The organism is Mycobacterium sp. shizuoka-1 (assembly GCF_002723835.1).
GTDB lineage: Bacteria > Actinomycetota > Actinomycetes > Mycobacteriales > Mycobacteriaceae > Mycobacterium.
On record NZ_BEWG01000050.1, the window covers coordinates 23,695 to 46,515 of the forward strand.

Below are 22,821 nucleotides of genomic sequence, written 5' to 3' on the forward strand. Positions count from 1 at the left end.
GATGCCCAGTCTGGCCGTGTGGAAGTTCGCCTCCTGCGACGGCTGTCAGCTCTCGCTGCTGGACTGCGAGGATGAGCTGCTGACGCTGGCCGAGCAGGTCCAGATCGCCACCTTTGCCGAGGCCTCCAGCGCGATCGTCGGCGGCCCGTACGATCTGTCGCTGGTGGAAGGCTCGATCACCACCCCGTCCGACGAGCGCCGGATCCGCGAAATCCGTTCACAGTCAACGGTTCTGGTGGCCATCGGGGCGTGCGCGACCGCCGGCGGGATTCAGGCCCTGCGCAATTTCGTCGACGTCGCCGAGTTCACCTCGCTGGTCTACGCCCGCCCCGACTACATCCACACGCTGGCCACCTCCACCCCGGCGTCGGCCCACGTCGAGGTCGACTACGAGCTGCGGGGCTGCCCGATCGACCGCGGCCAGTTGCTCGACACCCTGGCCGCGCTGCTGGTGGGCCGCAAACCGCGGCTGCCGGCGGCCACGGTGTGTACCGAGTGCAAACGCGCCGGGGTCACCTGTGTCACGGTCGCCGAGGGCATCGCCTGCCTGGGCCCGGTGACCCACGCCGGCTGCGGCGCGTTGTGCCCGCGCCATCACCGCGGGTGCTACGGCTGCTTCGGGCCGATGGCCACGCCCAACATGCCGGCGCTGATTCCGCTGCTGCACCGCGACGGGTTGTCGGGTCCGCAGGTCGACCGGGTGTTCGACACGTTCAATGTGACCCAGTTCCATGCCGAGCTCGGTGCGGAAGGTGAAGACCGATGACCGACTCACGCACGCTCCGGGTCGGGGCGCTGACCCGGGTCGAGGGCGAGGGCGCCCTGCACGTCGAGCTTCGTGGCGGGGTGCCCGAGCGCGTCGAGCTCAACATCTACGAGCCGCCGCGGTTCTTCGAGGCGTTCCTGCGCGGCCGCGCCCACACCGAGCCGCCGGACCTCACGGCCCGAATCTGCGGGATCTGCCCGGTGGCCTACCAGATCAGTGCGTGCAACGCCCTGGAGGACGCCTGCGGTGTCACCGTCGACCCGGAGTTGGTGGCGTTGCGCCGGCTGCTGTACTGCGGGGAGTGGATCCACAGCCATGCCCTGCACATCTACCTGTTGCACGCACCGGATTTCCTGGCCGAACCCGACGTCATCGCGGTCGCGCGCAACCATCGCGGCGCCGTCGAACGTGGTCTGGCGCTGAAGAAGGCGGGCAACCGGTTGATGGAACTGGTCGGCGGCCGCTCGATCCACCCGATCAACGTCCGCCTGGGCGGCTTCTATTCGGTGCCGACCAAAGCCGCCCTCGAAGCCATGGCCGAAGAGCTTCGCCGCGCGCTCGACGATGCGCTGGCCACCGTGGAGTGGGTGGCCGGTTTCGATTTCCCCGATCTGACTGTGGACCACGAGCTGCTGGCGCTGACCGCGCCGCGGTACGCGATCGAGGACGGCCAGATCATCCGCAGCGCCGGAAACCCTTTCCCCGTCGACGAATTCAGCGAGCATGTGGTGGAGACCCAGGTCCCGCATTCGACCGCGCTGCATGCGACGCTCGACGGCGGCCGGCACCTCACCGGCCCGCTGGCCCGCTACAGCCTGAACTCGGCGCAGCTGACCGGCGCGGCCCGGGACGCTGCCGGCGCCGCAGGCTTGGGCCAGGAATGCCGAAACCCGTTCCGCAGCATCGTGGTTCGCGCGGTCGAAACGGTATACGCGGTCGAGGAGGCGCTGCGTATCATCGACGACTACGAGGTTCCGGCGCGGCCGTTCGTCGACGTGCCGGCCCGCCCCGGGGTGGGACACGGGGTCAGCGAGGCGCCCCGCGGGCTGCTCTACCATCGCTACGAGATCGACGACGAGGGACTGGTCAAGGCCGCGGTCATCGTGCCGCCCACCGCCCAGAACCAGGCGGCCATCGAGGACGACCTGACCCGGGTCGTGCTGGCCGGGCTCGACCTCGACGATGCCGCGCTGACGGCGATGTGCGAGCGGGCGATTCGCAACTACGACCCGTGCATCTCGTGCTCCACCCATTTCCTGACGCTGACGGTGGACCGCCGGTGAGCGTGGTGGTGATCGGTGTGGGCAACGATCTGCGTCGCGACGACGGTGTCGGGCCGACGGTGGCCGCCGAGGTGGCCAGGAACTGCCCGCCCGGGGTTCGGGTGCTGACCTGCGATGCCGAGCCGGCGGCGCTGCTCGACGCCTGGGAGCACGCGGCGCTGGCGGTGGTGATCGACGCGGCGGCCGGGGACCGGCCCGGGCGGGTGCGCCGGGTGGACCTGCACGAGGTCGACGACACCGTCGCGGTGAGCTCCCACGACCTGAGTCTGCTCACCACGTTTCGGCTGGCCCAAGCACTTGGCCGGGCGCCGCAGGCCGCGGTGGCGGTCACCGTGGACGCCGGCGATCTCGGCCACGGCGCTGGGCTGAGCGCGGCGGTGGCCGCCGCGGTGCCGGCGGCGGCGGCAGCCGTGCTGCGCGAGATCGCGGGGTAGCTAGCCGGCGACCTTGTCGAGAAAGCCACGGACCAGTCGTCGCAGCCGGCGGGCGGCGTCGTCGACGTGGGTGGCGGTGTGTGCGCGCAGGTCGTCTTGGGACAGTCCGAGCGCGGCGAGATCGCCGTCGCCGTCGCGGTTGCGGTCGTCGTCGATCCACAGCTCCAGCAGCTTGTGGTCGAGTTCGGGGTGGAACTGCAGGCCCATCGCCCGGCCGTGGACGAAAGCCTGTGAGGCGCGGTCGTTTCGGGCGATCTCGACGGCTCCGGGCGGCGGGGTGAACCGGTCGAAGTGCCACTGGAACCAGGGCCCGTCGTCGGGCACCAGATCCGGGTCGCTGCTGCGTACCCGATGCCAGCCGATCTCGGGGTCGGTGGAGCGCTGCACGGAACCGCCGAGTGCGGTGGCCACCAGCTGGCCGCCGAAGCACACCCCGAGCACGCCGACGCCGGCGTCGACGGCGCTGCGCACGGTCTCGATCTCGCCGGCCACCCAGGGCAGGCGTTCGTCGTAGACCGCCCAGCGCGACCCCAGCGGCACGATCACGTCGTAACGGGTGGGATCGGGGAACGTGACGTCGAGCACCGGGTCGGCGGCGCGGTGCGCCGGTACCACCTCGAATGTGTCGACGTCGAAACCGAGGTCGGTGAACGTCTCGCCGAGCAGTGCCTCGGGGGCGATCGGATCGTTGTAGATGAACAGGACCTGGCGGGGCACCCGATTACGGTACGGCAGGAACGCCGTTATACGCAGTCCGAGGCGCCGTCGACGACCAGCACGGCGCCGTTGATGTAGCTGCTCTGGGCCGTGCACAGGAACGCGATCGCCGGTGCCACCTCGTCGACGGTGCCCATCCGGCCGGCCGGGATGTGCGCAATCTCTGCGGCCACGATCTCGGGCACCGCATGCATGGGCGCGGTCATCGCGGTCTCGATGGTGCCCGGGGCGACCGCGTTGACCCGGATCCCGTACTTGGCCCACTTGACCGCCAGGTTGCGGGTGACGTTGATGACGCCGGATTTCGCGGCGCCGTAGCCGGGCACCATGGTGACCGCACGCAGCGCCGACATCGATGCCAGGTTCACCACGCTGGCCCCGCCGGCCGCGGTGGACGCCTTCAGCGCCGCTCTGAGCCCGACGGTCAGCCGGTAGGGGCCGGTGAGGTTCAGCGCGACCGAGGCGGCGAACCCCTCGGGCGTGGATTCGTCGAGGCCGCCGGGGAAGTTGGCGCCCGCGTTGTTCACCAGCACGTCGAGCGTGGGGATGCTCTGCGCCAGGCTGTCAATGGATGCACTGTCGGTGAGGAGAAGTTGCCGGTAGGTCATCCCGGACAGGTCGGTGTCGTAGTCGGTGGCGGCTGCGCGGGTGCCGGTGACCGTGACCTGCGCCCCGGCGTCGCGCAAGAGCACCGCGACGGCGTGGCCGATGCCGCTGGTCGCCCCGGTCACCAGTGCCCGGGTGCCGGTGAAGTCGAAACTGAGCTGCGCGGTCATGAGTACCTCTCGATCTGCTTGGTCAGCCAGGCGGTCTCCCAGAAGTTGACGCTGCCCGCCAGCAGGCGCTCGTGGGCGGCTTTGAGCACCGCCCGCGCCTCCGGGTGGTCGCCGGCGGCCTCGGTGACCAGCTCGGCGAGGTGGATGGCGGCCAGCGGGCGGTCGGCGGTCAGGTGGGCACGGGCCCGCTCGGTCAGTGCGTCGGCGCCGGCCAGTTCCACCAGGTCGGCGCTGACGGTCTCGGGACCGACCGGGTACAGCTCGGTCGTCGACCGGTGATGGAACCAGCCGGAGTAGTTCTCCCAGATGGCGCGGACATCCCAGGCCACCTTGCCGTAGCCTTGGCCGACCTCGAGGTGATCGGGCAGGGTGATCTCGCGCATCAGGGTCGCGACGTCCTTGCCTGCGTTCATTCCCGCCACCGTCTCGTCGTGCAGGTAGCGCACGACGTCGCGCAGCCGGCTCAGCTCGGCGTCGATCAGGTCGGCCCCGCGGATCGGGTCGAAGTGCCCGGTGAGCAGTACCTCGGGTCGTAATGCCCGCACCCGTTCGATGGTGTCGATCACCGTCAGGGCGTCGCGGTACCGGTCGCCGCGCATGGTGACCAGATTCGGGATATGGCCGAATACCGGTCCGAACGTGTTGCTGCACAGACAGATTCGTTCATCGGGTAACCAGACCACCATGGCGTCGGTGGTTTCCCCGCCCGGGGTGGCGATCAGCTCGAACCGTCGGTCGCCGACGGTCAGCGCCAGCCGGTCCGCCACGACGATGTCGGCGCGTGCGGTGCTCTGCGCCGGCAGCTTGGTGCCGAAGCGCTGCTGGATCGCGGCGATGCCACCGGCAAGCTTGCCGGAGAAGGCGAAGGCGCTGCGGGTGGCCCGGTAGGGCAGCAGGCGCTCGTTGTCGTCGCGCCAGTGCTCCCAATTCGCTTGCGCCACCACCTGGGTGCCCGGATCGCTCAGGGTGTCTATGCCGCCGACATGGTCGTAGTGGCCCTGGGTGATCAGGATGTAGCGCACCGGGGAGGCGTCGACGGCGTCGAAGTTGGCCCGGTGCACCGGGCCTTCGAATCCCATGCCGGTGTTGACCACGACGCGCCCGTCCGACGTGGTCAGCAGGTAGGAGTTGGTCAGCCCGGGCGAGCACCAGATTCCGGGCGCGACTTGCGCGGCGTGTTCGGCCGCGGCGGGCGCCATGGCGTCGGCGCCGGGTCGGCTGCGGTAGATGGGTTCCACGGGTACCTCTAGATCTCGGGGCGGACGTCGAAGCGGTCGACGTAGAAGTCGAACTTCGAGCGTAGGTCCGCCGGTTCGACGCCGAAGTGCTTCTTGATGTCGTAGGGGATGCGTCCCTTGGCCCCGCGGCGGTTGTCGTCGACGTAGGCCTGAAAACGCTTGGCCACCTTGGGGGGAATATCGATACCCGCGCGCCGGTAGAACTCCTCGAGTATGGGCATCTCGTTGCCGTTCAGGTGATGGAAGCCGATGTCCAGACTGCGCTCGGCGGCCACCAGTTCCCGGTCGCGGACGCAGGCGCTCAGCAGTCGGTGGATCCGGTCGGTCCAGTAGTCGACCAGCCAGTCCGGGTCGATACTGGTGCGGCGCAAGCGATCCGAGTAGGCCATCATCGTGATGGCGGACTGGATCACCGCGACCGGGTCGCGGTGGGTGAAGGCGACGGTGGCGTCGGGGAACGTGGTCATCAGCGGTCCGAGTTGCTCGGCGTGCTGGGGGGATTTGAGAACCCAGGTTCGCGGGCCACGTAGAAATGTCAACGCCTGCAGGATCTTCCTCAGGTAGGCGTAGTGGCGGGTGTGGTCCAGGCCGAGGTAGAAGTCGCGCCAGACCGGAACGCGGGCATGCCATTCGAGCACGTAGCCGGCCATGTCGAGGTCGAGCAGCTCGACTTCCTCCTCGATGGCCTCGGGGAACCGGTCGTGCATGGCCGCCACGTACGGCGTGCTGGCCATCAGCGCCTCGTGCTCGGCCTTGACCCTGGCGTAGCGGGGGTCGAGACCGTCGATGCCGGCCCCCTGGCCGAGCGCGGGAATCGGGTCCTCGCTCTCCCAGTAGGGCAGCGCCCGCCGGCGCGGGTCCTGCGCGATCAGGTTCACCAGGTGGGTGGTGCCCGACCGGGGCATGCCGACCACGATCAGCGGCCGCTCGATCGGGATCGATTCGATCTCCGGATAGCGCCTCAGCAGGTCGGTCAACGACAGCCGGTTGCGCAGTTTACGAATCACTCTGGCGCGCAGAGTGTTTCGGCTAAGCTGGCGCAGTCCGGTGTCCGATTCGATGGCGGCGATGTGCGCGGCCAGCCGGTCGGCGAAACCGTCGTCGTCGGCCAGATCGTCGGCGCCGGCCGCCGCCACGGCCTCGGCCAGCATCGCGTCGACGTCGAAGGTCACCGGGCGGGACTCGGTGTAGTCGAGGATCTGGCGCTGAGTCTCGGTGAGCACCGGGGCGGTCAGGTCGTCGAGGTCCAGAGTCTCGGTCGACGCCATGTCCACGCACCTTGTCCGGCTTGTCAGCGTCGAATATTCGACGTACTGTTCGGAAATATGACGCTCAAGGTAGACCCTGCCCAGACGGCGGGTCAAGCGTCCTCCCCGCCCACCGGACGGGTGATCGCCGTGATGGAAATGCTCGGTGCCGATCCGGCCCGCCAGTTCTCGCTAGCCGAAATCTCGCGCGGCCTCGGCATCAGCCGGGCCACCGGCCACGCGATCCTGGCCACGCTGGTCGCGCACGAGTGGGTGACCCGCGACCCCCGGTCGGCCAGGTACTCCTGGGGACCGGCGATCGCCAGCTTGGCCAAACCCGCCGACCTGTTTCGCGGCGAACTGCAGGCACTGGCTGCCGCCACCGGCACGCAGGTGTATCTGGCCCGCCGTGAGGCGAACAGCCTGGTGATCGTCGACGTCGCCGGCGAAAGCGTGACCGCACCCCGGATCGGGCGCGGAACCCGCACACCGTTCGTCGCCCCGTTCGGCCGGGACTACGTCGCGTGGTCCCCGCCGGTGGCGCAGCGTGCCTGGCTCGAGGCGATCGGCCTGCCCAGCGACGCACTGCGGGCGCGGATTTCGGCCGTGCTCGACGAGACCCGGACCCGCGGCTACGTCGTGGAACGGCTGACCCGGGAGTATCTGCGGGTGTATTCGGCGCTGCAGGCGCTGTCGGGTGACGGCGAGGTGGATGCGATCACCGCGCAGCTCGCCCGGGCGTTCGCCGATCTCAGCGTGATCGACGTCCTGCCAGACGAATTGGGCGACGGCGCCGAGCACAGCATCGCCACGGTGTCGGCGCCGATCGCAGCAGCCGACGGGGCGGTGGTCATGTCGGTCACCGCCGCGCCGTTCGCCACGCTGGACGCCGCGGCGATCACCGGCCTGGGCGCACAGGTCCGGCGGGCGGCCGCCGCGATCGGCGGCCGGCTGGACCGGTACGGCGATCAGGCCTGAGTCAGCCCCAGCCGTCGGCGCGCCAGCACACCCAGTCGATCTCGACCAGCGCGCCGACCGCAAGGCCGGTGGTGCCCACACAGGTGCGGCTGGGCAGCCGGTCGGGAAACCACGGCGCGTAGGCCGCGTTGAACGCGCCGTAGTCGGTCCAGTCGGTCAGATACGCCCGCACCGACACCACGTCGGCCAGCGCCCCGCCGCACAATTCGGTGACCCGCAACAGGTTGGCCAGCACCTGGTCGGTCTGGGTGGCGACGTCGTCGCCGACCAGTGCACCGGAGGTGTCGGTGGGCATCTGCCCGGTCACGTACAAGGTCTGGCCCGCGGCGGTCGCGTGGGAGAACGGCGCCACCGCGGGCGGGACACCGTCGGCCGGGGTGAACGTGAACGCCCGGATTCCAGTCATGCCGCGGGATTATGCCAGCGTGGGAAGCAGCGCTTGTCGATTCGGCCGTGCACACCCTGGCGCTGGTCGACCACCTGGGTGACGGTGAAATCCACCGCCACCGACATGAACGAGTAGGCGTCGGCGCGGGACAGCCCGAAGTGGGTCTGCAGCAGCTGCAGCGTGCGCAGGGTCGCGCATTTCATCGCCGCGTCCAGGCTGTCCCCGAAGCCGTGTACCAGCAGTTCCGTCGAGGTCTCCAGTACCGGCACGGTGAACGGTAGGTCACGCCGAATCGTCAAGCGCAGCAACCCGTTCAGTGACGATTCCAGGGCGGTACCGCTGACCTCACCGTCACCCTGCGAGACGTGCGGGTCGCCGACCGACAACAGGGCTCCCGGCACCTGGACCGGGTAGTACATCCGGCCACCGGCGCCGACGCGCCAGTTGTCGACGTTGCCGCCGTGATCACCGGGCGGAACCGAGGAGACCCGCACCGGCTCGGCCGGCGCCACCCCCATGGTGCCGAAGTGCGGGCGCAGCGGGACCACCACGCCGGGTAACGCCGGCTCCCGGTGGGCGGCATCAGGCACGACGATGGTGCCCGGCTCGTTGGCCAGCGGGGTCGCGGTCCAGTCGTAACCGAACAGCGCGCGACCCAGCAGCGCGTCGACGTCGAGTTCGTAGACGGTCACCCGTTCGACGGGGATCTCGTTGTAGAGGTAGCCCCAGTGCCCCGCCAGGTTGGATCCATACGGTAGCCGCGGAGTGGCCTCCAGGATGTCGACCTGGAGCACGTCACCCGGGCGGGCCCCGGCCACCGCGATCGGTCCGGTGAGAATGTGCGGACCCGGCCCGCGGTCGTCCACCTCGGCGAACACCCGCGAAATGCCGTCGTCCATCAGCAGATCCGGCGCATCGCCGGCGTGATGGGTCAGCGTCTCGATCGCCACCAGGTCACCCGATGCGACCGTCAGGGCGGGCGTCTGGCGCGGATCGAAGAACCCCCAGTGCACCGTCTGCGCTGACGCGGGAAGGTGGTGCACCGTCATAAGCGTCAGATCATGCCAGCACGGGTGCCCCGGCGCGCGGCGAAGACGACCGGGCTCAGCGGGCGTGGTAGCGGCGCTCGGGTCGACCGGCGCCGTACTGCAGCCGCAGCCCCACCGTGCCGGTGCTCAGGAAGTGCTCGAGGTAGCGGCGTGCGCTGACCCGGGAGATGCCCACCAGCTCGGCGCATTCGGCCGCGGACACCTCACCGGCACCGCGCACGGCGTCGAGCACCAGCTGCCCGGTCTCGGCCCCAAGTCCCTTCGGCATCGCCTTCGGTGCCGGCTCGGCAGCCGCGGGTGAATGCCCGAAGAGGGTGTCGACGAAACCCTGGTCGACGCCGACTGCCGCGCCCAGCGCGTCGGCGCGGGCGGCGAACGACTCCAATTTCGTTCGCAGCTGGTCGAACTCGAACGGTTTGATCAGATAGTCAGCGGCGCCACCGTCGAGGGCACCGGTGACCGTGTCCAGTTCCCGGGCCGCGGTGATCATGATGACGCCGACGGTGTCGCCGTGAGCCCGCAACCGTTGCAGCACCTGCAGGCCGGTCATGTCGGGCAGGTACACGTCGAGCAGGATCAGCGCGGGGCGCAGCCGGCGGGCGACTTCCAGTGCGGCAGCTCCGGTGTGGGCCACCTCGACCGTTCGGAATCCCTCGATGCGGTCGACGAAGCGGCGGTGGATCTCGGCGACCATGAAGTCGTCGTCCACGACGAGGACCTCACGCATGGCTCACCGACTCGATCCGGGGCAGCCGGGCCACGAACAGGGCGCCGCCACCGTCGGCGTCGTACACCTGCGCCGTACCGCCGTGCTGGGCGGTGATGAGCCTGACCAAGGCCAGCCCTATCCCGCGGCCACCGGCGACGTCCGGTTTGGACGTCACACCCCTGGCGAAGATCTGGGTGCGAAGCGGTTGCGGCACACCGGGTCCGGAGTCGGCGACCTCGATGACGAGGCCGTCGCTGTCGTCCACCCGCACAGTGACTCGCGACGCTGCCGTGCCTTCCGAGACGTCCACCGCGTTGTCGATCAGATTGCCCAGCACCGTGATCGCATCGGTGGCCGGCGCCGGGCTCAACACACCCAGGTGGGAATCCTCGGTCAAGTGCAGCGACACCCCACTCTCGGCGGCCAGCGTGGTCTTGGCGATCAGCAGTGCGGCCACGGCCGGATCGGTGATGCGCTGGGTGACAGCGTCGCTGATCTCCGCGCGGCGGCGGGTCAGCGCGCCGACCAGGTCGCGCACCGAGTCGTACTCACCCAGCTGGACCAGCCCGGAGATGGTGTGCAGCTGGTTTGCGAACTCGTGGGTCTGGGCGCGCAACGTGTCGGTCACGCTCTTGTGCGAGGACAGCTGCGCCTGCATCGACGCCAGCTCGGTGCTGTCGCGCATGGTGGTGACCGACCCGATCCGCTGACCCTGGCTGGTCGCCGAGCGTCGGTTGAGCGCGAGCACCCGGTTGGGGGTGGCGATGACGACGTCGTGGCCGTCCTCGCCGGAGAGCAGGAAGTCGGCCACCGCCGGGTCGATCCCGGCGTCGCGCACCCGGCGGTTCACCGCGTCCGCGCCGATGCCGAGCAGTTCTTGCGCGCTGTCGTTGACCACGGTGATCACCCCGTCGGTGTTCACCCCGATGACGCCTTCACGGATGCTGTGCAGCAACGCTTCTCGATGTTCGGCCAGCCCGGCGATCTCGGCGACCTCCAGACCACGGGTGTGCCGCTTGATCCGCCGGGACAACAACCACGAGGCGAACAGACCCAGCGCCGCTCCCACTCCGAGATACACCAGGAGCCGTTCACCGGCCCCGCTGAGAAGCTGCCACACCGACGGGTAGGGCTCGCTGACCGACACCACCGAGAGCACCCTGCCGTCGGTGGACAGGATGGGGACCTGCCCCACCAACGCGTGGCGGCCGTCGATGTCGAGGTCGCCGAACCACGCCCTGCCCTCGACGACCCGACTGGGGCCGAAGTCCGCGCTGCGGCCCACCCGTGACGGGTCGGTGGACACCCGCACCCGACCGGACGGATCGATGATCTCGGCCAGCCCGGCCCCGGACAGCGCCACCGCCCGGTCGACATCCGGCGCCAGCATCTGGGCCGCGAACGGGTCGGCGTACCGGTCCCGCACGAGCGGCGTCGACGCCACGTTCTCGGCGACGGCGATCATCCGCTGTCCGCGCACATCACGGAACTCCTTGGTCGACTGGGCGATCGACACCGCAGCCACGGCGATCAGCACGACCGCCACCACGAGCAACTGGAAGACGAGGAACTGACCCGCCAGGCTGCGACCGCTACGTGCCAGCGATGACCACAACGACCACAACTTCCTCTGCGACCTCAAGAGTGACGGCAGTCACGTCCACGCACCAGTATTGCTGAACATCACAGTGGAAAGAACTGTTCTCGAGAGGAACGGGGTCGACGAATGGTGCGACGCAGCGCCACCCGGCTTGCGGCGATCGTCACGGCACTGGCAGTAGCGCTGCTGTTGGCCGGGTGCGGCGTGACGCGCGGCGACGATCCGTCCGGGCTGCACCGGTTGCGAATGATGGTGCCGAACAGCCCCGGCGGCGGTTACGACCTGACCGCGCGAACCGCGGTGAAGATCATGGAAGACCAAGACATCACCGGCCGGGTCGAGGTGTTCAACGTGCTCGGCGCCGGCGGCACGGTCGCGATGGCCCGGCTGATGAACGAGCGTGGCAACGACGACCTGATGATGACGATGGGTCTGGGCGTCGTCGGTGCGACCTACACCAACGGATCCAAGATCAAGGCCTCCGACGCGACGGCCATCGCCAAGCTGATCGAGGATCCGGGCGCGATCTTCGTGCCCGCCGACTCGCCGTTCAAGACGGTCGCCGACTTCGTGGCGGCATGGAAGGCCGATCCGAGCTCGGTGACGATCGGCGGCGGCTCCTCACCGGGCGGGCCCGATCACCTGTTCCCCATGGAGGTCGCCAAGAAGGTCGGGGTCGACCCGCGACAGGTCAACTTCATCACCTATGACGGCGGCGGTGACCTGCTGACCGCGCTACTGGGGAAGAAGATCACCGTGGGAACGTCAAGCCCCGGCGAGCTGATCGACCAGATCGAAGCCGGCCAGCTGCGGGTGCTCGCGGTGTCGAGCGCGCAGCGGGTCGAGGGCATCGACGCACCGACGCTCACCGAGTCCGGCATCGACCTCACGTTCGCCAACTGGCGCGGTGTTCTTGCACCGCCCGGCATTTCGGACAAGGCCAAGAGCGAGATGGTCAAAGCGCTCGAAGAGCTGCACGGTACGCAGCAATGGAAGGACGCGCTGGCCAAGAACGGCTGGACGGACGCCTTCGTCACCGGCGCGGCGTTCGAACAATTCCTTGTCGACCAGGACAACCGGGTCTCGTCGACCCTGACCGAATTGGGGCTGCTGTGAGCGTTGACGACCGGCAGACGGAGCAGCCGGCACGCGCTGTGGACTACGCGCAATACGTGGTGGTGGCCGTTCTGGTTCTCGTCGGTGGGTTCCTGGTCTACAGCGGGCTGACGCTGGATGCGGGGTTCGCCAAGGTCGATCCCGTTGGGCCCAAGTTCTTTCCGTTGGTCATCGGCAGCGCCGCGCTGGTGCTCGCGGTGATCCTGGCCGTCGCGATCCCGCGCGGCAGCAAGGGTGAGGCCGACGCCGGCGAGGACATCGACCCCGAGGCGCCGGGGGACTGGCGTACCGTCGGGCTGCTGATCGCGCTGTTCGTCGCGATGATCCTGCTGGTCAATCCGCTGGGCTGGGTGATCACCAGCGCGTTGTTCTTCGCCGGTGCGGCAACGATTCTGGGTAGCCGGCACTACGTGCGCAACGTCGTCATCGGAGTTGTTGTGGCGCTGGCCAGCTTCTACGCGTTCTACTCCGGGCTCGGGATCCCGCTGCCCGCCGGCATCTTGGACGGGATTCTGTAGATGGACAACCTCAACTGGCTGCTGCAAGGGTTCGCCGAGGCGGCGACCCCGATGAACCTGCTGTACGCCGTGATCGGTGTGCTCCTGGGCACCGCGGTGGGGGTGCTGCCCGGTATCGGCCCGGCGATGACGGTGGCCCTGCTGCTTCCGATCACCTACAACGTCAGCCCGAGTGCGGCGTTCATCATGTTCGCCGGCATCTTCTACGGCGGGATGTACGGCGGATCCACCACGTCGATCCTGCTGAACACGCCGGGGGAGTCGTCGTCGGTGATCACCGCGATCGAGGGCAACAAGATGGCGAAAGCGGGCCGGGCCGCGCAGGCGTTGGCCACCGCGGCCATCGGCTCGTTCGTCGCGGGCAGTATCGGCACCGCGCTGCTGGCCGCGTTCGCGCCCGCGATCTCGCGGTTCGCGGTCACCCTCGGCGCCCCGTCGTATCTGGCGATCATGCTCTTCGCGTTGGTGGCGGTGACGGCGGTGCTGGGCTCCTCGAAGCTGCGCGGCGCCATCTCGCTGGTGCTCGGTCTGGCGATCGGCATCGTCGGCATCGACTTCCTCACCGGCCAGCCCCGGGCCACATTCGGGATCCCGCAACTGTCGGACGGCATCGACATCGTGGTGATCGCGGTTGCGATCTTCGCTGTGGGCGAGGCGCTTTGGGTGGCCGCGCACCTGCGCAGGCGGCCGGCCGATGTGATCCCGGTGGGACGACCGTGGATGGGCCGCGAGGACTGGCGGCGGTCCTGGAAGCCGTGGCTGCGCGGCACCGCGTTCGGGTTTCCGTTCGGTGCGCTACCCGCGGGTGGGGCCGAACTGCCCACGTTCTTGAGCTACATCACGGAGAAGAAGTTGTCCAAGCATCCGGAGGAGTTCGGCCGGGGCGCGATCGAGGGTGTGGCCGGTCCCGAGGCGGCCAACAACGCCTCCGCCGCAGGCACCCTGGTGCCGATGCTGTCGCTGGGCCTGCCGACCAACGCGACCGCCGCGGTCATGCTCACCGCCTTCGTCTCGTACGGAATCCAGCCTGGGCCAACGCTGTTCAGCAAGGAACCGCTGCTGATCTGGACGCTGATCGCCAGCCTGTTCATCGGCAACTTCCTGCTGTTGGTGCTCAACCTGCCGCTGGCGCCGCTGTGGGCCAAACTGCTGCGCACACCGCGGCCGTATCTGTACGCCGGCATCCTGTTCTTCGCCACCCTCGGGGCGTTCGCGGTGAACGTGCAGCCGCTCGATCTGGCCCTGCTGCTGTTGTTCGGACTGCTCGGTCTGATGATGCGCCGCTTCGGACTTCCGGTGCTGCCGCTGATCATCGGCGTCATCCTGGGCCCGCGCATCGAACGCCAGCTGCGGCAGAGCCTGCAGCTGGGCGGCGGCGACTGGTCGAGTCTGTTCACCGAGCCGGTCGCGATCGTCACCTACGTGTGCATGGTGGTGCTGCTGGCCATCCCGCTGGTGCTGCGGCTGCTGCATCGCGACGAGGAGACCCTGCTGGTCGTCGAGGACGACAAGGACCAAAGAGAGAAGGCCCAGACCTCATGATTGTCGTGGGATACACCAACGACCAGCACGGCCGGGCTGCGGTGGAGGCCGCCATCGCCGAGGCGGCACTGCGCGATACCGACCTGCTGGTGGTCAACTCGACGCCGGGCGACTCCTATGTCGACGCGGCGTTCGCCCAGCCGGGCGAGGTGCGCGATCTCGAGGAGCGCCTGCGTGACGGTGGGGTGCGCTACGAGCTGTCGCAGCCGGTCGGGGTGTACGCCGCCGACGCGCTGTTGGCGGCGATGGAGCGCCCCGAGGCCGAGCTGCTGGTGATCGGCCTGCGGCACCGCAACCCCGTCGGCAAGCTGCTGCTCGGCAGCGTCGCGCAGCAGCTACTGCTGGAATGCCCGAAACCCGTGCTCGCGGTCAAGTCTGGCTAATACCGGATAATGGCGTCATGGACGTGACGACAACGGTCTGGGCCATCACCTGCGCGGTGATCATCGGCTTGTTCGTGTTCGACTTCTACGCCCACGTGCGAGTGCCGCACGAACCGACGTTCAAAGAGTCGGCGATCTGGTCGTCGGTGTATATCGGGCTCGCGGTGGTGTTCGGCTTCGTCGTCTGGTGGCAGTGGGGTGGTGAGTTCGCCGGCGAGTACTTCGCGGGCTACGTCACCGAAAAGGCGCTCTCCGTCGACAACTTGTTCGTCTTCACGGTCATCATGAGCACGTTCGCGGTACCGCGGGAGTTTCAGCAGAAGCTGTTGCTGATCGGGATCGTGCTGGCGCTGGTGATGCGCGCCGGGTTCATCGCCGTCGGCGCCGCGGCGATCAGCACCTTCAGTTGGGTGTTCTATCTCTTCGGCATCTTCCTCGTGCTCACCGCCGTCAAGCTCGCCAAGGAGGCCGGCCACGAGCAGGAGGTCGAGGAGAAACGCGACAGCCGCATCATCGCGCTGGTCCGCCGCTTCGTGCCGACCACCGACGACTATGACGGCGACAAGTTCCTCACCAAGCTCGACGGCAAGCGGACCGTCACCCCGATGTTGTTGGCGCTCATCGCCATCGGATTCACCGACGTGCTGTTCGCGTTGGATTCGATCCCGGCGATCTACGGCCTGACCAAAGAGCCCTACATCGTCTTCACCGCCAACGCGTTCGCTCTGATGGGGCTGCGGCAGCTGTACTTCCTCATCGGGGGCCTGCTGGACCGGCTCGTCTACCTGTCCTACGGCCTGTCGCTGATCCTGGCGTTCATCGGTGTCAAGCTGGTGCTGCATGCGCTGCACGAGAACAGCCTGCCGTTCATCAACGGCGGTGAGCACGTTGCGGTTCCGGAGATCTCGACCGGGATGTCGATCAGCGTGATCGGGGTGGTGCTGGCGATCACCACTGTGGCGAGCCTGGCCAAAACCAGGGGGCGGACGAGCTCGCCGTCGTAGCGGCGGGCCATCCTGACCGGATGGCGTCGGCCAGCGTCCAGAGCGAAGCACCCAGCAGGACAAGGTCTTTCAACAGAAACTCGGCAAGCAGTGTGATTGCCGGAAAGCCGCCACCGGCCGGTTCGCTGATCCCCGGTGTGGTGAACAGGAAGCTGATCGTCGAGATGAACAGCACAATCGACAGCAGGCTCCCGATCACCGAGATGCGTGGTGCTAAGGGTTTGGCCGCCAGCAGTACCGCGGCACTGACCTCCATGACGCCGAGCAGTACCGAGAACGTGTATTCCGGAAATACGCGGTACAGCCATCCCATGAACGGGCTGTGCGCGACCAGGGGTGCGATCTGGTGTGCCTCGTAGTGAGCGAACTTGAGCAGGCCGATCCAGCCGATGACGACGACAAGGCCGTACCGCAGGAGGGCGGCGGCCAGCAGGTCGGTGGCCGGGAGCGCGCGCCGCGCATTGCGGGCCAGGTCTGTTCTGCCAGTGGCCATCTCAGTGGCCTCGGGGTTGATGCGTTCGGTCATGCTCTCAAACGTAGGCGGCGAGGACTGGTACAAATAGATCGAATAGTCTCGGATTTCAGCCTGAAAGTCTCATCATGGACGCGATCAGCCGCTTGTTGAGCATGACCCACCTCGGTGCCGCCGTCGACAGGCGCTGTTTACTGGGCAGCACCACGCGGATGGATGTCGCGGCATACCCGGAGTTTCGCGTGCCGTTCCATGTCTTGCTCGACGGCGAGTGTGAGCTGCAGGTGAACGCCACCACCCTGCAGATGCGGCCGGGAGACGTGGTGGTGATCCCGAGTGGGGCGCCGCACCGGGTGATCACACCGGGCGGCGGTCGCAGGCACGGCACGGTGGAGACCACCGGTCAGGCGTTCGTCACCACTCACAGCACGCGCGGTGGGGCGCCGGTCGTCGACTTGTTCTGCGGGCACTACCTGATCGATGCGGGTGCGGGTGCGGTGTTGTTCCGCAGCCTGCCTGATCCGCTGCACGTTTCGCTCGGGCCACCCGCCGACGGCGCGGAGACGCTGGAAATGTTGAGTGTGATGATGCGCGCAGAAGCACAGCGCGAAGGGAACGGCACCGGCGCCATGTTGTCGGCCCTGGCTACCGCGTTGCTGACGATGGTGCTGAGGTCGGCGTCGAATGCCACCACCGGGCCCGCCTCGTGGACCGCGGCGGCCGATCCTGGTATTGCCGAGACCATCGAGCGCGTCCTCGATCGGCCGGGTGCTCACTGGACCATCGATCGGCTCTGTCGCGTCGCGGCCATGTCGCGAGCGACATTCCTGCGTCGTTTTGGACAGCAAACGGGGATGACGGTGGGCGCTTTCTTGGTGCGGGTCCGTGTGATGTCTGCGGCGGAACTCCTCATGGCCAGCGACGCCACGATCGCCGCCGTCGCGGGGCAAGTGGGCTATCAATCCGAGTCGGCATTCGGCCGCGCCTTCCGTGCCGAGGTCGGGACGACGCCGGCGCGCTTCCGGCGCAATCAACGGCGCCGCCGGGCGGACAGCGCGACAGCCGGCGACTGACGTGTCGAGCTGCGCGGGCCGCGGCGTCAGCTCCAGTCGCGGAAGGCGTTCAGCAGCTTGTTCCGGAACGCCGGGTCAAGCTGCTCACCGCCGAGCGTGCCAACGGTGTCGATCGTGGCCCGGAACTGCGCAAGGTAGGCGTCGCAGCCGTCGCAGCCGAGCAGGTGCAGGTCGAAGCGCGCCCGGGTTTGCGGGTCGAGGGATCCGTCGAGGTAACCGGTGACCAGCTCCACGAGCTCGTTGCAGTCCATCGGTTCAGTGCTCACGGCGCCTCCCGCAGGTAGTCCTCGAGCGCCTGTCTGATGGCCGCGCGACCGCGGTGCAGCAGCACGCGCTGGTTGGCCACGGACAGGTCCAGCATGTCGCACACCTCACCGGAGTCGAAGCCCAACATGTCGCGCAAGGTGACGACCGTGCGTTGGCGATCGGGAAGCTTGTCGAGTTCGCGGCGCGCCACGGCACGCAGCTCGGACCCGAGAACCGACCCCTCGGGAGTGTCCGGGAACGGCACCGGCGCGCCGCGATTCGTCCAGTGTCCGGGCCAGTCCGGGTCGCCGGCCGGCCGGAACCGGGCCGGGTCGACGGTGGCCCCTGCGAAGGCGGCCGCCTCCGCGTCGGCGGCCCGTTGATCGCGCAGTCCTCTGGTCTTGGCGATGTTGATCATGACCGTGAAAAGCCAAGTGCGAAGGGATGATCGGCCCTCGAACTTGGCAATGCCCTTGATCAAGGCGATCCAGGTCTCCTGGACGACTTCCTCGGCGGCTTCGCTGGTTCGGACGTAGCCGCGCGCCACCCGTAACAGGGCAGGGGAGTGGCGGTCGACCAGCGCGGCAAAGGCGCGCTCGTCGCCGGCGCGCAGCGAGGCCACCAGCGAGGACTCGTCGTCTTCCGTCCCGATCATCGGGACGAAATACTATCGCCTCAGCGGTATTCCGGATTGGCGGAATGGTTCTCGGGCCCGCCGGTCCAACCCGCGTGGGCCTGCGCCGGGACGCTCTAGTCGATGTGTCGCGGGGTGCAGTTGACGAACAGCGCCCGCAGGCCCGTGAAGTCATAGTGTGGTTGCCCCATCGCGTTTCCCTTTCCCGCTGTCTGACAACAGTGCGCTGCCGGTGCGAAGCCGTTACGCCGGGGCGGCGACGTAACGGTCGAAGGGATGAGGCGCACCCAGGTGTCGTAGGGACTCCTCGTGCAGAAAGGTTTCGCCATGACCGCCATCGCCACCCGGGTCCATCGGACCGACGCACGTGCGACCGTCGGTGCGCTTGCGGCGCGCTACGGCCTTGTGATCGTGATCGCGTGGATCGGGGCCCTGAAGTTCACCGCGTACGAAGCCCACGGCATCGAGCCGCTGGTGGTCAACAGTCCGCTGATGAGCTGGGTCTACGGCATCTTCTCGGTGACCACGTTCTCGGCGATCCTCGGCGTTGTCGAGTTGGCGACAGCGGCGCTGCTCGCCGTCAGGCCGTGGTGGCCGAAGGTGTCGCTGGTCGGCAGCGTCGCGGCGATCGGGCTGTTCTGCGCCACGCTCAGCTTTCTGGTCACCACACCGGACATCGGCGAGCAGTCGGCAGGCGGCTTCCCGGTCCTCTCCTCGACCGGTCAGTTCCTGGTGAAGGACATCGCGCTGCTGGGCATTGCGGTGTGGACGGCGGCGGAAGCGGTGCGCGCCGACCTCGACCGGTGAGACGCCACCGGCCGCTGTTAAAAGTGATCCATCGTCGTTTGCCCGGACGCATCACCGCAATCGTTATGAGCCGCAAGATGATCGGCCCGATAGAGCACCGATCAGCACGGAGGTATGGGTGGACTGGGCTATTTGTCGGAAGCACAGGGCTCCCTATCGTCAGAGGCGAAACGCCGGGGATATTCGCGGGATTTAGCTATCCGGCGCCATACCATTCCGGTAGCTGATTGGTCAGCTGCGGTCCGGGGGCGCGGAGGGTTCATGGTCAGGCACGCGAACGTCGTAGTGGGCCGACTGGCCCTGACACGTCTCATGACTGCCGTAGGTCGCGCGGCCACCGCGCGGCGTGTCGGTGTCCTCGTCGTGGTGATCGGCGTATGCCTGTCTGAGGTCAGTCCCTCGGCGGCAGTGGGTTTCGACTTACCGTCCGGGGCCACCGTCGACGTCTTCGACTCGATGAGCCTTGTGCTGCCCACCTCGACCGCCCGGGGTGCCAACACCGTCAAGCTCACTGCTGCGAAGAACGAATACGAATCGTTCCAGGTGAAAGTGGCCGCGGGTGCCTCTCCGATCGACGCGATGTCGGTGTCGCTGGGAACTTCCCTGACCGGCCCGAAGGGCGCCAGCATCCCTGCCGGCAACGTCCGGTTTTACCGGGAGGACTATTACAAGCTCACGACGATGAGCGATGGCGAGATGAAGGCCGAGTTCCCCCGCGACGCAGCCGGAACCTGCTCGGGGGACTGCCGTATCCCTGACGCGCTCATCCCCGAGCGCGACCAATTGGTAAACGAGGACCGGGCCGCGTTCCCAACGGTCGTGCCCGCCAACGAAAACCGCGTCGCCTGGATCGATGTGCTGATTCCCGCCACCGCAACGGCCGGCACCTACACCGGGTCGATCCTCGTCAAATCCGGCGCAACGACATTGGTCATGATCCCGTTGAGCGTCGAGGTGCTCAACGTCGCGATCCCGTCGACCTCGACCATGCAGTCGCAAGTGTTCGTCCACACGAATGACGTCGGCGGCTGGTCTACCTACCAGCAGCTGGCCGAACTCGGGCTCAACGACCGAATTTCCCTTGTCCCAGACGGTTTCAGCCCCGCCACCGGGGCCGGGGTCCTGGGCCCACTGCTGAACGGCACCGACCCCAAGGTGCCCCTGGCTGGCGCTCGCCTCACCACAATCCCGATCACCCACTTCGCGAACGCCGCCGATTGGCGCAGCGCGTTGACCTCGCTCGGCAGAGCAGACGCCGGCCGGTTCTGGTGCGACGAGGCGACCACCGCCGACTGCTCGGGCTGGTATACCACGGCATTGGCGTCGTACCCCGGGCTCAAACTGCAGCAGATCCCGCAGTACCTTAAGCCGACGACAGACCCCGGCTATCTCGAAAGCCGAACGCAGACGGCGGTGCCCATCGTCACGGACCTCGACGGCAAGGTGACTTGGTTCCAGCAGTGGAAGGCCGCTTCGGCGGGGCGTGAGTTCTGGGCGTATACCAGCTGCATGTCGGGCGGCTGCAACGCTGCCTACCTTGACAACGCCCTGTACAACGGTAGGCCCAGCTTCGGCATCGACCAGCCGAACTCGGAGGCTCGCGCGATGGGGTGGCAGGGATTCCGCGTCGGTATCAGTGGAGAGCATTACTGGAACGCGACCGGCTCCTACTCCCAAGCATGGAATCTGTGCTCCGGCACGCAGCCCACCAACTGCCAGTACACGGCGGCCGGGGAAGCCACCGGGATGAACGGTGACGGCAACCTCTTTTACAAGTGGAATCAGGCAAAGATCGGCGGCACCACTCCGATCCCGGCTGAATCCCTGCGGCTCAAGCGTTTCCGAGACGGCCGCGAGGACAACGAGATCATGAATCTGTTGGCGGCCAACGGCAGGCAGGCTGACACCATGGCGGTGGCCAATGGCCTGTTCCCGTCGTTCGTCGACAACAACCGCACACCGGCCCAGGTCGCCTCGGCGCGAGCCCAGCTGGAGACGTTGGTGCGTCAGGTGTTTCCGGCGTCTCCCGCGTCGGCCGTTTCCGCACAGGATCTCAATTGCGATGGCACTGACGACATGCTGGCCGTCGGTTCGGACGGCCAGTTGCTGTTCTTTGCGCGAACCAACGGTAACTGGGCTCCCGATGCTCCCAAGGGGGTGGCCACCGGCTGGCTCAACAAGTACCGTGAGCTGCTTTTGCCCGGCGACGTCAACGGCGATGGCAAGCCCGACCTGCTGGGCAGGACCGCGATGAACTCCCTGGAGGTGTGGACCGGGGCGTGCAACGGCACGTTCACCAAGGGCGCCGCGTTGCCACCGTTGGTGAACATCCTTTCTTCGCCATCCGCGATGGCGCTGTCCGACATGACGACCCCGGGAGACTTCGACGGTGACGGCAAGGTGGATCTGCTCGATCAACGACCCGACGGCACGATGTGGCTGGCCTCCGGCACCGGCACCGGGTTCGGCGTCCCGCGTCAGATCGGCCAGGCCTGGACGACTTTCACCGTGGTCGCGGTGGGCGACGCGACGGGTGACGGCAAATCCGATCTCATCGGACGGCGCAATGACGGTCGGGTCTTCCTGTACCGGGGTAACGGGGCAGGCGGACTTGTGACCGCCAAGGGCGAAGACACCGGCGTGGCCCTGAATCCGATCGCCGTCCCGTATCTACTGGGTGCGGGCGATATGAACGGGGACGGGAAAGTGGATCTGGCGGCGATCGCCAAGACGGGTGAGCTCTCCGCCTATCTCGGTAATGGTGCCGGCGGCTTTTCGGCAACCCCGACTCGGATGGGCGCCGGCTGGACCACCAGCGTCGTGCAGGTCGGCGATTGATCTGGGCTCGGCGGCGGGCCGCCTGCCTGTTCTGTGTCCGAGGGGGGACTTGAACCCCCACGCCCGTTAATAGGGCACTAGCACCTCAAGCTAGCGCGTCTGCCATTCCGCCACTCGGACCCGCATTGGGCGCTTAAGGGTATCGGACCACCGTCCCGAGCCCCAAATGACCCCGCTTCCGCCGCCGAGAGTAACGCCACGGTGACGTTCGGGGCCGAATCGCGCCCTGGCGTTACTGTCGTCGGCGGGCGAGGGGCGCGCGGCCCGCCTATGCCGCTGGCAGTCGACCGGCGATCTGGCCGGCGATCGCGCTGGCCGCCGCGGTCGGCCCGTCCAGGCTGCACGCCTCGACGTCCACCGCGACATTGCTGTGCACGGTCAGCGCGCGCTGGCAGGCCCAGCGCTGCGGGCTCTGCTGGACCCGCGACACCGCCAGCACGTCGTTGTCGGTGCTGGTCGCACCGACCGACCACACCTGGGGCGGGCCGATGGGCTGGGCGTAGTTCAGCTCCCGGTTGGAGCAGGCCGCCCAGCCCCGCTGCGACGCGGTGAAGAACTCCGCGGCGGCCTGGGCGGTCGGGAACGACACCACCGCCTGCACGGCGTAGTGCGACCACCGTGGTGCGGTCGGTGGCTCGCGCAGCACCTGACCGTGCACGGCGGTCGATCCGCTGCCGGCATACACGCCCTTTTGGGCGGCACCGGCAATGGCCAGGCAGTTCACGTCGGCGAAGTGTGCGCTGTCGTTCCAGGCCTTGTCCACGTCGGTGGTGACGACGACGTCGTCGCTGGACAGTGCCGCGCCGACGTCGGGTGCCGGCAACAACAGCGCGGGCAAGGCATCGGGGCTGGTCAGCGGCACCTGCCCGGCGGGCATCGCGGTGCCTGCCGTGATGGCCGAACAGCCGCTGACCGACACGCACAACAGTGCCGCGATCACAGGCAGGCGGGGGGTCACCCGGTAAATCAAACCCTACTTCGGCGTGTTGCGCGAGGGGTTGGA

General features: G+C 68.0%; 24 protein-coding genes and 1 tRNA gene. 12 read left to right on the forward strand and 13 right to left on the reverse strand.

The window, feature by feature from the left end; genetic code table 11:
• Position 1: 1 nt before the first annotated feature.
• Genes MSZK_RS15605 through MSZK_RS15615 form a run of 3 tightly spaced genes read left to right on the forward strand, consistent with a single transcriptional unit; the run spans position 2 to position 2,483 of the window.
• Positions 2–766, forward strand: a complete 765-nt coding sequence (locus MSZK_RS15605) for an oxidoreductase (protein WP_099249284.1) — start codon at positions 2–4, stop codon at positions 764–766.
• A complete protein-coding gene (locus tag MSZK_RS15610; RefSeq protein ID WP_099249286.1) occupies positions 763–2,049 on the forward strand; it encodes a Ni/Fe hydrogenase subunit alpha in 1,287 nt (428 codons plus the stop codon). The genes MSZK_RS15605 and MSZK_RS15610 overlap by 4 nt, the downstream gene beginning before the upstream one ends.
• The gene (locus MSZK_RS15615; RefSeq protein WP_099249288.1) at positions 2,046–2,483 is read left to right on the forward strand and encodes a hydrogenase maturation protease; all 438 of its coding nucleotides are present in this window, start codon (positions 2,046–2,048) and stop codon (positions 2,481–2,483) included. The genes MSZK_RS15610 and MSZK_RS15615 overlap by 4 nt, the downstream gene beginning before the upstream one ends.
• Here MSZK_RS15615 and MSZK_RS15620 read toward each other — a convergent pair whose 3' ends face one another.
• Genes MSZK_RS15620 through MSZK_RS15635 form a run of 4 tightly spaced genes read right to left on the reverse strand, consistent with a single transcriptional unit; the run spans position 2,484 to position 6,482 of the window.
• Entirely contained in the window at positions 2,484–3,200 is a 717-nt protein-coding gene (locus tag MSZK_RS15620) for a type 1 glutamine amidotransferase (protein WP_099249290.1), read from the reverse strand.
• Between the two features lie 26 nt (positions 3,201–3,226).
• Entirely contained in the window at positions 3,227–3,976 is a 750-nt protein-coding gene (locus tag MSZK_RS15625; RefSeq protein ID WP_099249292.1) for an SDR family NAD(P)-dependent oxidoreductase, read from the reverse strand.
• Entirely contained in the window at positions 3,973–5,175 is a 1,203-nt protein-coding gene (locus MSZK_RS15630; protein WP_099249357.1) for an alkyl sulfatase dimerization domain-containing protein, read from the reverse strand. The genes MSZK_RS15625 and MSZK_RS15630 overlap by 4 nt, the downstream gene beginning before the upstream one ends.
• A gap of 47 nt (positions 5,176–5,222) precedes the next feature.
• Positions 5,223–6,482 (reverse strand): sulfotransferase, encoded by a 1,260-nt coding sequence (locus MSZK_RS15635; RefSeq protein ID WP_099249359.1) that lies wholly within the window; start codon positions 6,480–6,482, stop codon positions 5,223–5,225.
• 57 nt (positions 6,483–6,539) lie between these two features.
• Between MSZK_RS15635 and MSZK_RS15640 the strand changes: the two genes are divergently transcribed.
• Entirely contained in the window at positions 6,540–7,439 is a 900-nt protein-coding gene (locus MSZK_RS15640; protein WP_099249294.1) for a helix-turn-helix domain-containing protein, read from the forward strand.
• Position 7,440: 1 nt separating this feature from the next.
• Here the strand turns inward: MSZK_RS15640 and MSZK_RS15645 are convergent, their stop codons facing one another.
• The 4 genes from MSZK_RS15645 to MSZK_RS15660 are packed head-to-tail and all read right to left on the reverse strand — an operon-like array spanning position 7,441 to position 11,209.
• Positions 7,441–7,845, reverse strand: coding sequence for a RidA family protein (locus tag MSZK_RS15645; RefSeq protein ID WP_099249296.1), 405 nt, complete (start codon positions 7,843–7,845; stop codon positions 7,441–7,443).
• Positions 7,842–8,876: an acetamidase/formamidase family protein gene (locus MSZK_RS15650; RefSeq protein WP_099249298.1), complete on the reverse strand. Its 1,035-nt coding sequence runs from the start codon at positions 8,874–8,876 to the stop codon at positions 7,842–7,844. The genes MSZK_RS15645 and MSZK_RS15650 overlap by 4 nt, the downstream gene beginning before the upstream one ends.
• A 55-nt stretch (positions 8,877–8,931) precedes the next feature.
• Positions 8,932–9,603: a response regulator gene (locus MSZK_RS15655; RefSeq protein ID WP_099249300.1), complete on the reverse strand. Its 672-nt coding sequence runs from the start codon at positions 9,601–9,603 to the stop codon at positions 8,932–8,934.
• Positions 9,596–11,209 (reverse strand): ATP-binding protein, encoded by a 1,614-nt coding sequence (locus tag MSZK_RS15660; protein ID WP_371411342.1) that lies wholly within the window; start codon positions 11,207–11,209, stop codon positions 9,596–9,598. The genes MSZK_RS15655 and MSZK_RS15660 overlap by 8 nt, the downstream gene beginning before the upstream one ends.
• A 102-nt stretch (positions 11,210–11,311) precedes the next feature.
• On the opposite strand from MSZK_RS15660, the gene MSZK_RS15665 reads away from it, so the two are divergent.
• Genes MSZK_RS15665 through MSZK_RS15685 form a run of 5 tightly spaced genes read left to right on the forward strand, consistent with a single transcriptional unit; the run spans position 11,312 to position 15,748 of the window.
• On the forward strand, positions 11,312–12,301 hold the full coding sequence (locus MSZK_RS15665) for a tripartite tricarboxylate transporter substrate binding protein (RefSeq protein ID WP_099249302.1): 990 nt from the start codon (positions 11,312–11,314) through the stop codon (positions 12,299–12,301).
• Positions 12,298–12,819 (forward strand): tripartite tricarboxylate transporter TctB family protein, encoded by a 522-nt coding sequence (locus MSZK_RS15670; protein ID WP_099249304.1) that lies wholly within the window; start codon positions 12,298–12,300, stop codon positions 12,817–12,819. Before MSZK_RS15665 ends, MSZK_RS15670 begins: the two co-directional genes overlap by 4 nt.
• The gene (locus tag MSZK_RS15675; RefSeq protein WP_099249306.1) at positions 12,820–14,361 is read left to right on the forward strand and encodes a tripartite tricarboxylate transporter permease; all 1,542 of its coding nucleotides are present in this window, start codon (positions 12,820–12,822) and stop codon (positions 14,359–14,361) included. It abuts the gene before it with no gap.
• Positions 14,358–14,744 (forward strand): universal stress protein, encoded by a 387-nt coding sequence (locus MSZK_RS15680; RefSeq protein WP_099249308.1) that lies wholly within the window; start codon positions 14,358–14,360, stop codon positions 14,742–14,744. The genes MSZK_RS15675 and MSZK_RS15680 overlap by 4 nt, the downstream gene beginning before the upstream one ends.
• Before the next feature lie 17 nt (positions 14,745–14,761).
• Entirely contained in the window at positions 14,762–15,748 is a 987-nt protein-coding gene (locus MSZK_RS15685; protein WP_099249310.1) for a TerC family protein, read from the forward strand.
• On the opposite strand, the gene MSZK_RS15690 is transcribed toward MSZK_RS15685, so the two are convergent.
• Positions 15,693–16,241 (reverse strand): DUF417 family protein, encoded by a 549-nt coding sequence (locus MSZK_RS15690; RefSeq protein WP_099249363.1) that lies wholly within the window; start codon positions 16,239–16,241, stop codon positions 15,693–15,695. The genes MSZK_RS15685 and MSZK_RS15690 overlap by 56 nt on opposite strands.
• A gap of 107 nt (positions 16,242–16,348) precedes the next feature.
• On the opposite strand from MSZK_RS15690, the gene MSZK_RS15695 reads away from it, so the two are divergent.
• On the forward strand, positions 16,349–17,293 hold the full coding sequence (locus MSZK_RS15695; protein WP_099249312.1) for an AraC family transcriptional regulator: 945 nt from the start codon (positions 16,349–16,351) through the stop codon (positions 17,291–17,293).
• Positions 17,294–17,319: 26 nt separating this feature from the next.
• Here MSZK_RS15695 and MSZK_RS15700 read toward each other — a convergent pair whose 3' ends face one another.
• Together MSZK_RS15700 and MSZK_RS15705 are read right to left on the reverse strand one after the other, a co-directional pair.
• On the reverse strand, positions 17,320–17,559 hold the full coding sequence (locus MSZK_RS15700) for an anti-sigma factor (RefSeq protein WP_233211339.1): 240 nt from the start codon (positions 17,557–17,559) through the stop codon (positions 17,320–17,322).
• Positions 17,556–18,194, reverse strand: coding sequence for an RNA polymerase sigma factor (locus MSZK_RS15705; RefSeq protein ID WP_099249315.1), 639 nt, complete (start codon positions 18,192–18,194; stop codon positions 17,556–17,558). The genes MSZK_RS15700 and MSZK_RS15705 overlap by 4 nt, the downstream gene beginning before the upstream one ends.
• Positions 18,195–18,500: 306 nt before the next feature.
• On the opposite strand from MSZK_RS15705, the gene MSZK_RS15710 reads away from it, so the two are divergent.
• A complete protein-coding gene (locus tag MSZK_RS15710) occupies positions 18,501–18,980 on the forward strand; it encodes a YkgB family protein (protein WP_099249365.1) in 480 nt (159 codons plus the stop codon).
• A gap of 312 nt (positions 18,981–19,292) precedes the next feature.
• Positions 19,293–21,818, forward strand: a complete 2,526-nt coding sequence (locus MSZK_RS15715; RefSeq protein ID WP_158230589.1) for an FG-GAP-like repeat-containing protein — start codon at positions 19,293–19,295, stop codon at positions 21,816–21,818.
• Positions 21,819–21,852: 34 nt separating this feature from the next.
• On the opposite strand, the gene MSZK_RS15720 is transcribed toward MSZK_RS15715, so the two are convergent.
• Positions 21,853–21,938 (reverse strand) — tRNA-Leu (locus MSZK_RS15720).
• 148 nt (positions 21,939–22,086) lie between these two features.
• Positions 22,087–22,776 (reverse strand): sensor domain-containing protein, encoded by a 690-nt coding sequence (locus tag MSZK_RS15725; RefSeq protein WP_142389937.1) that lies wholly within the window; start codon positions 22,774–22,776, stop codon positions 22,087–22,089.
• Positions 22,777–22,821 lie beyond the last annotated feature (45 nt).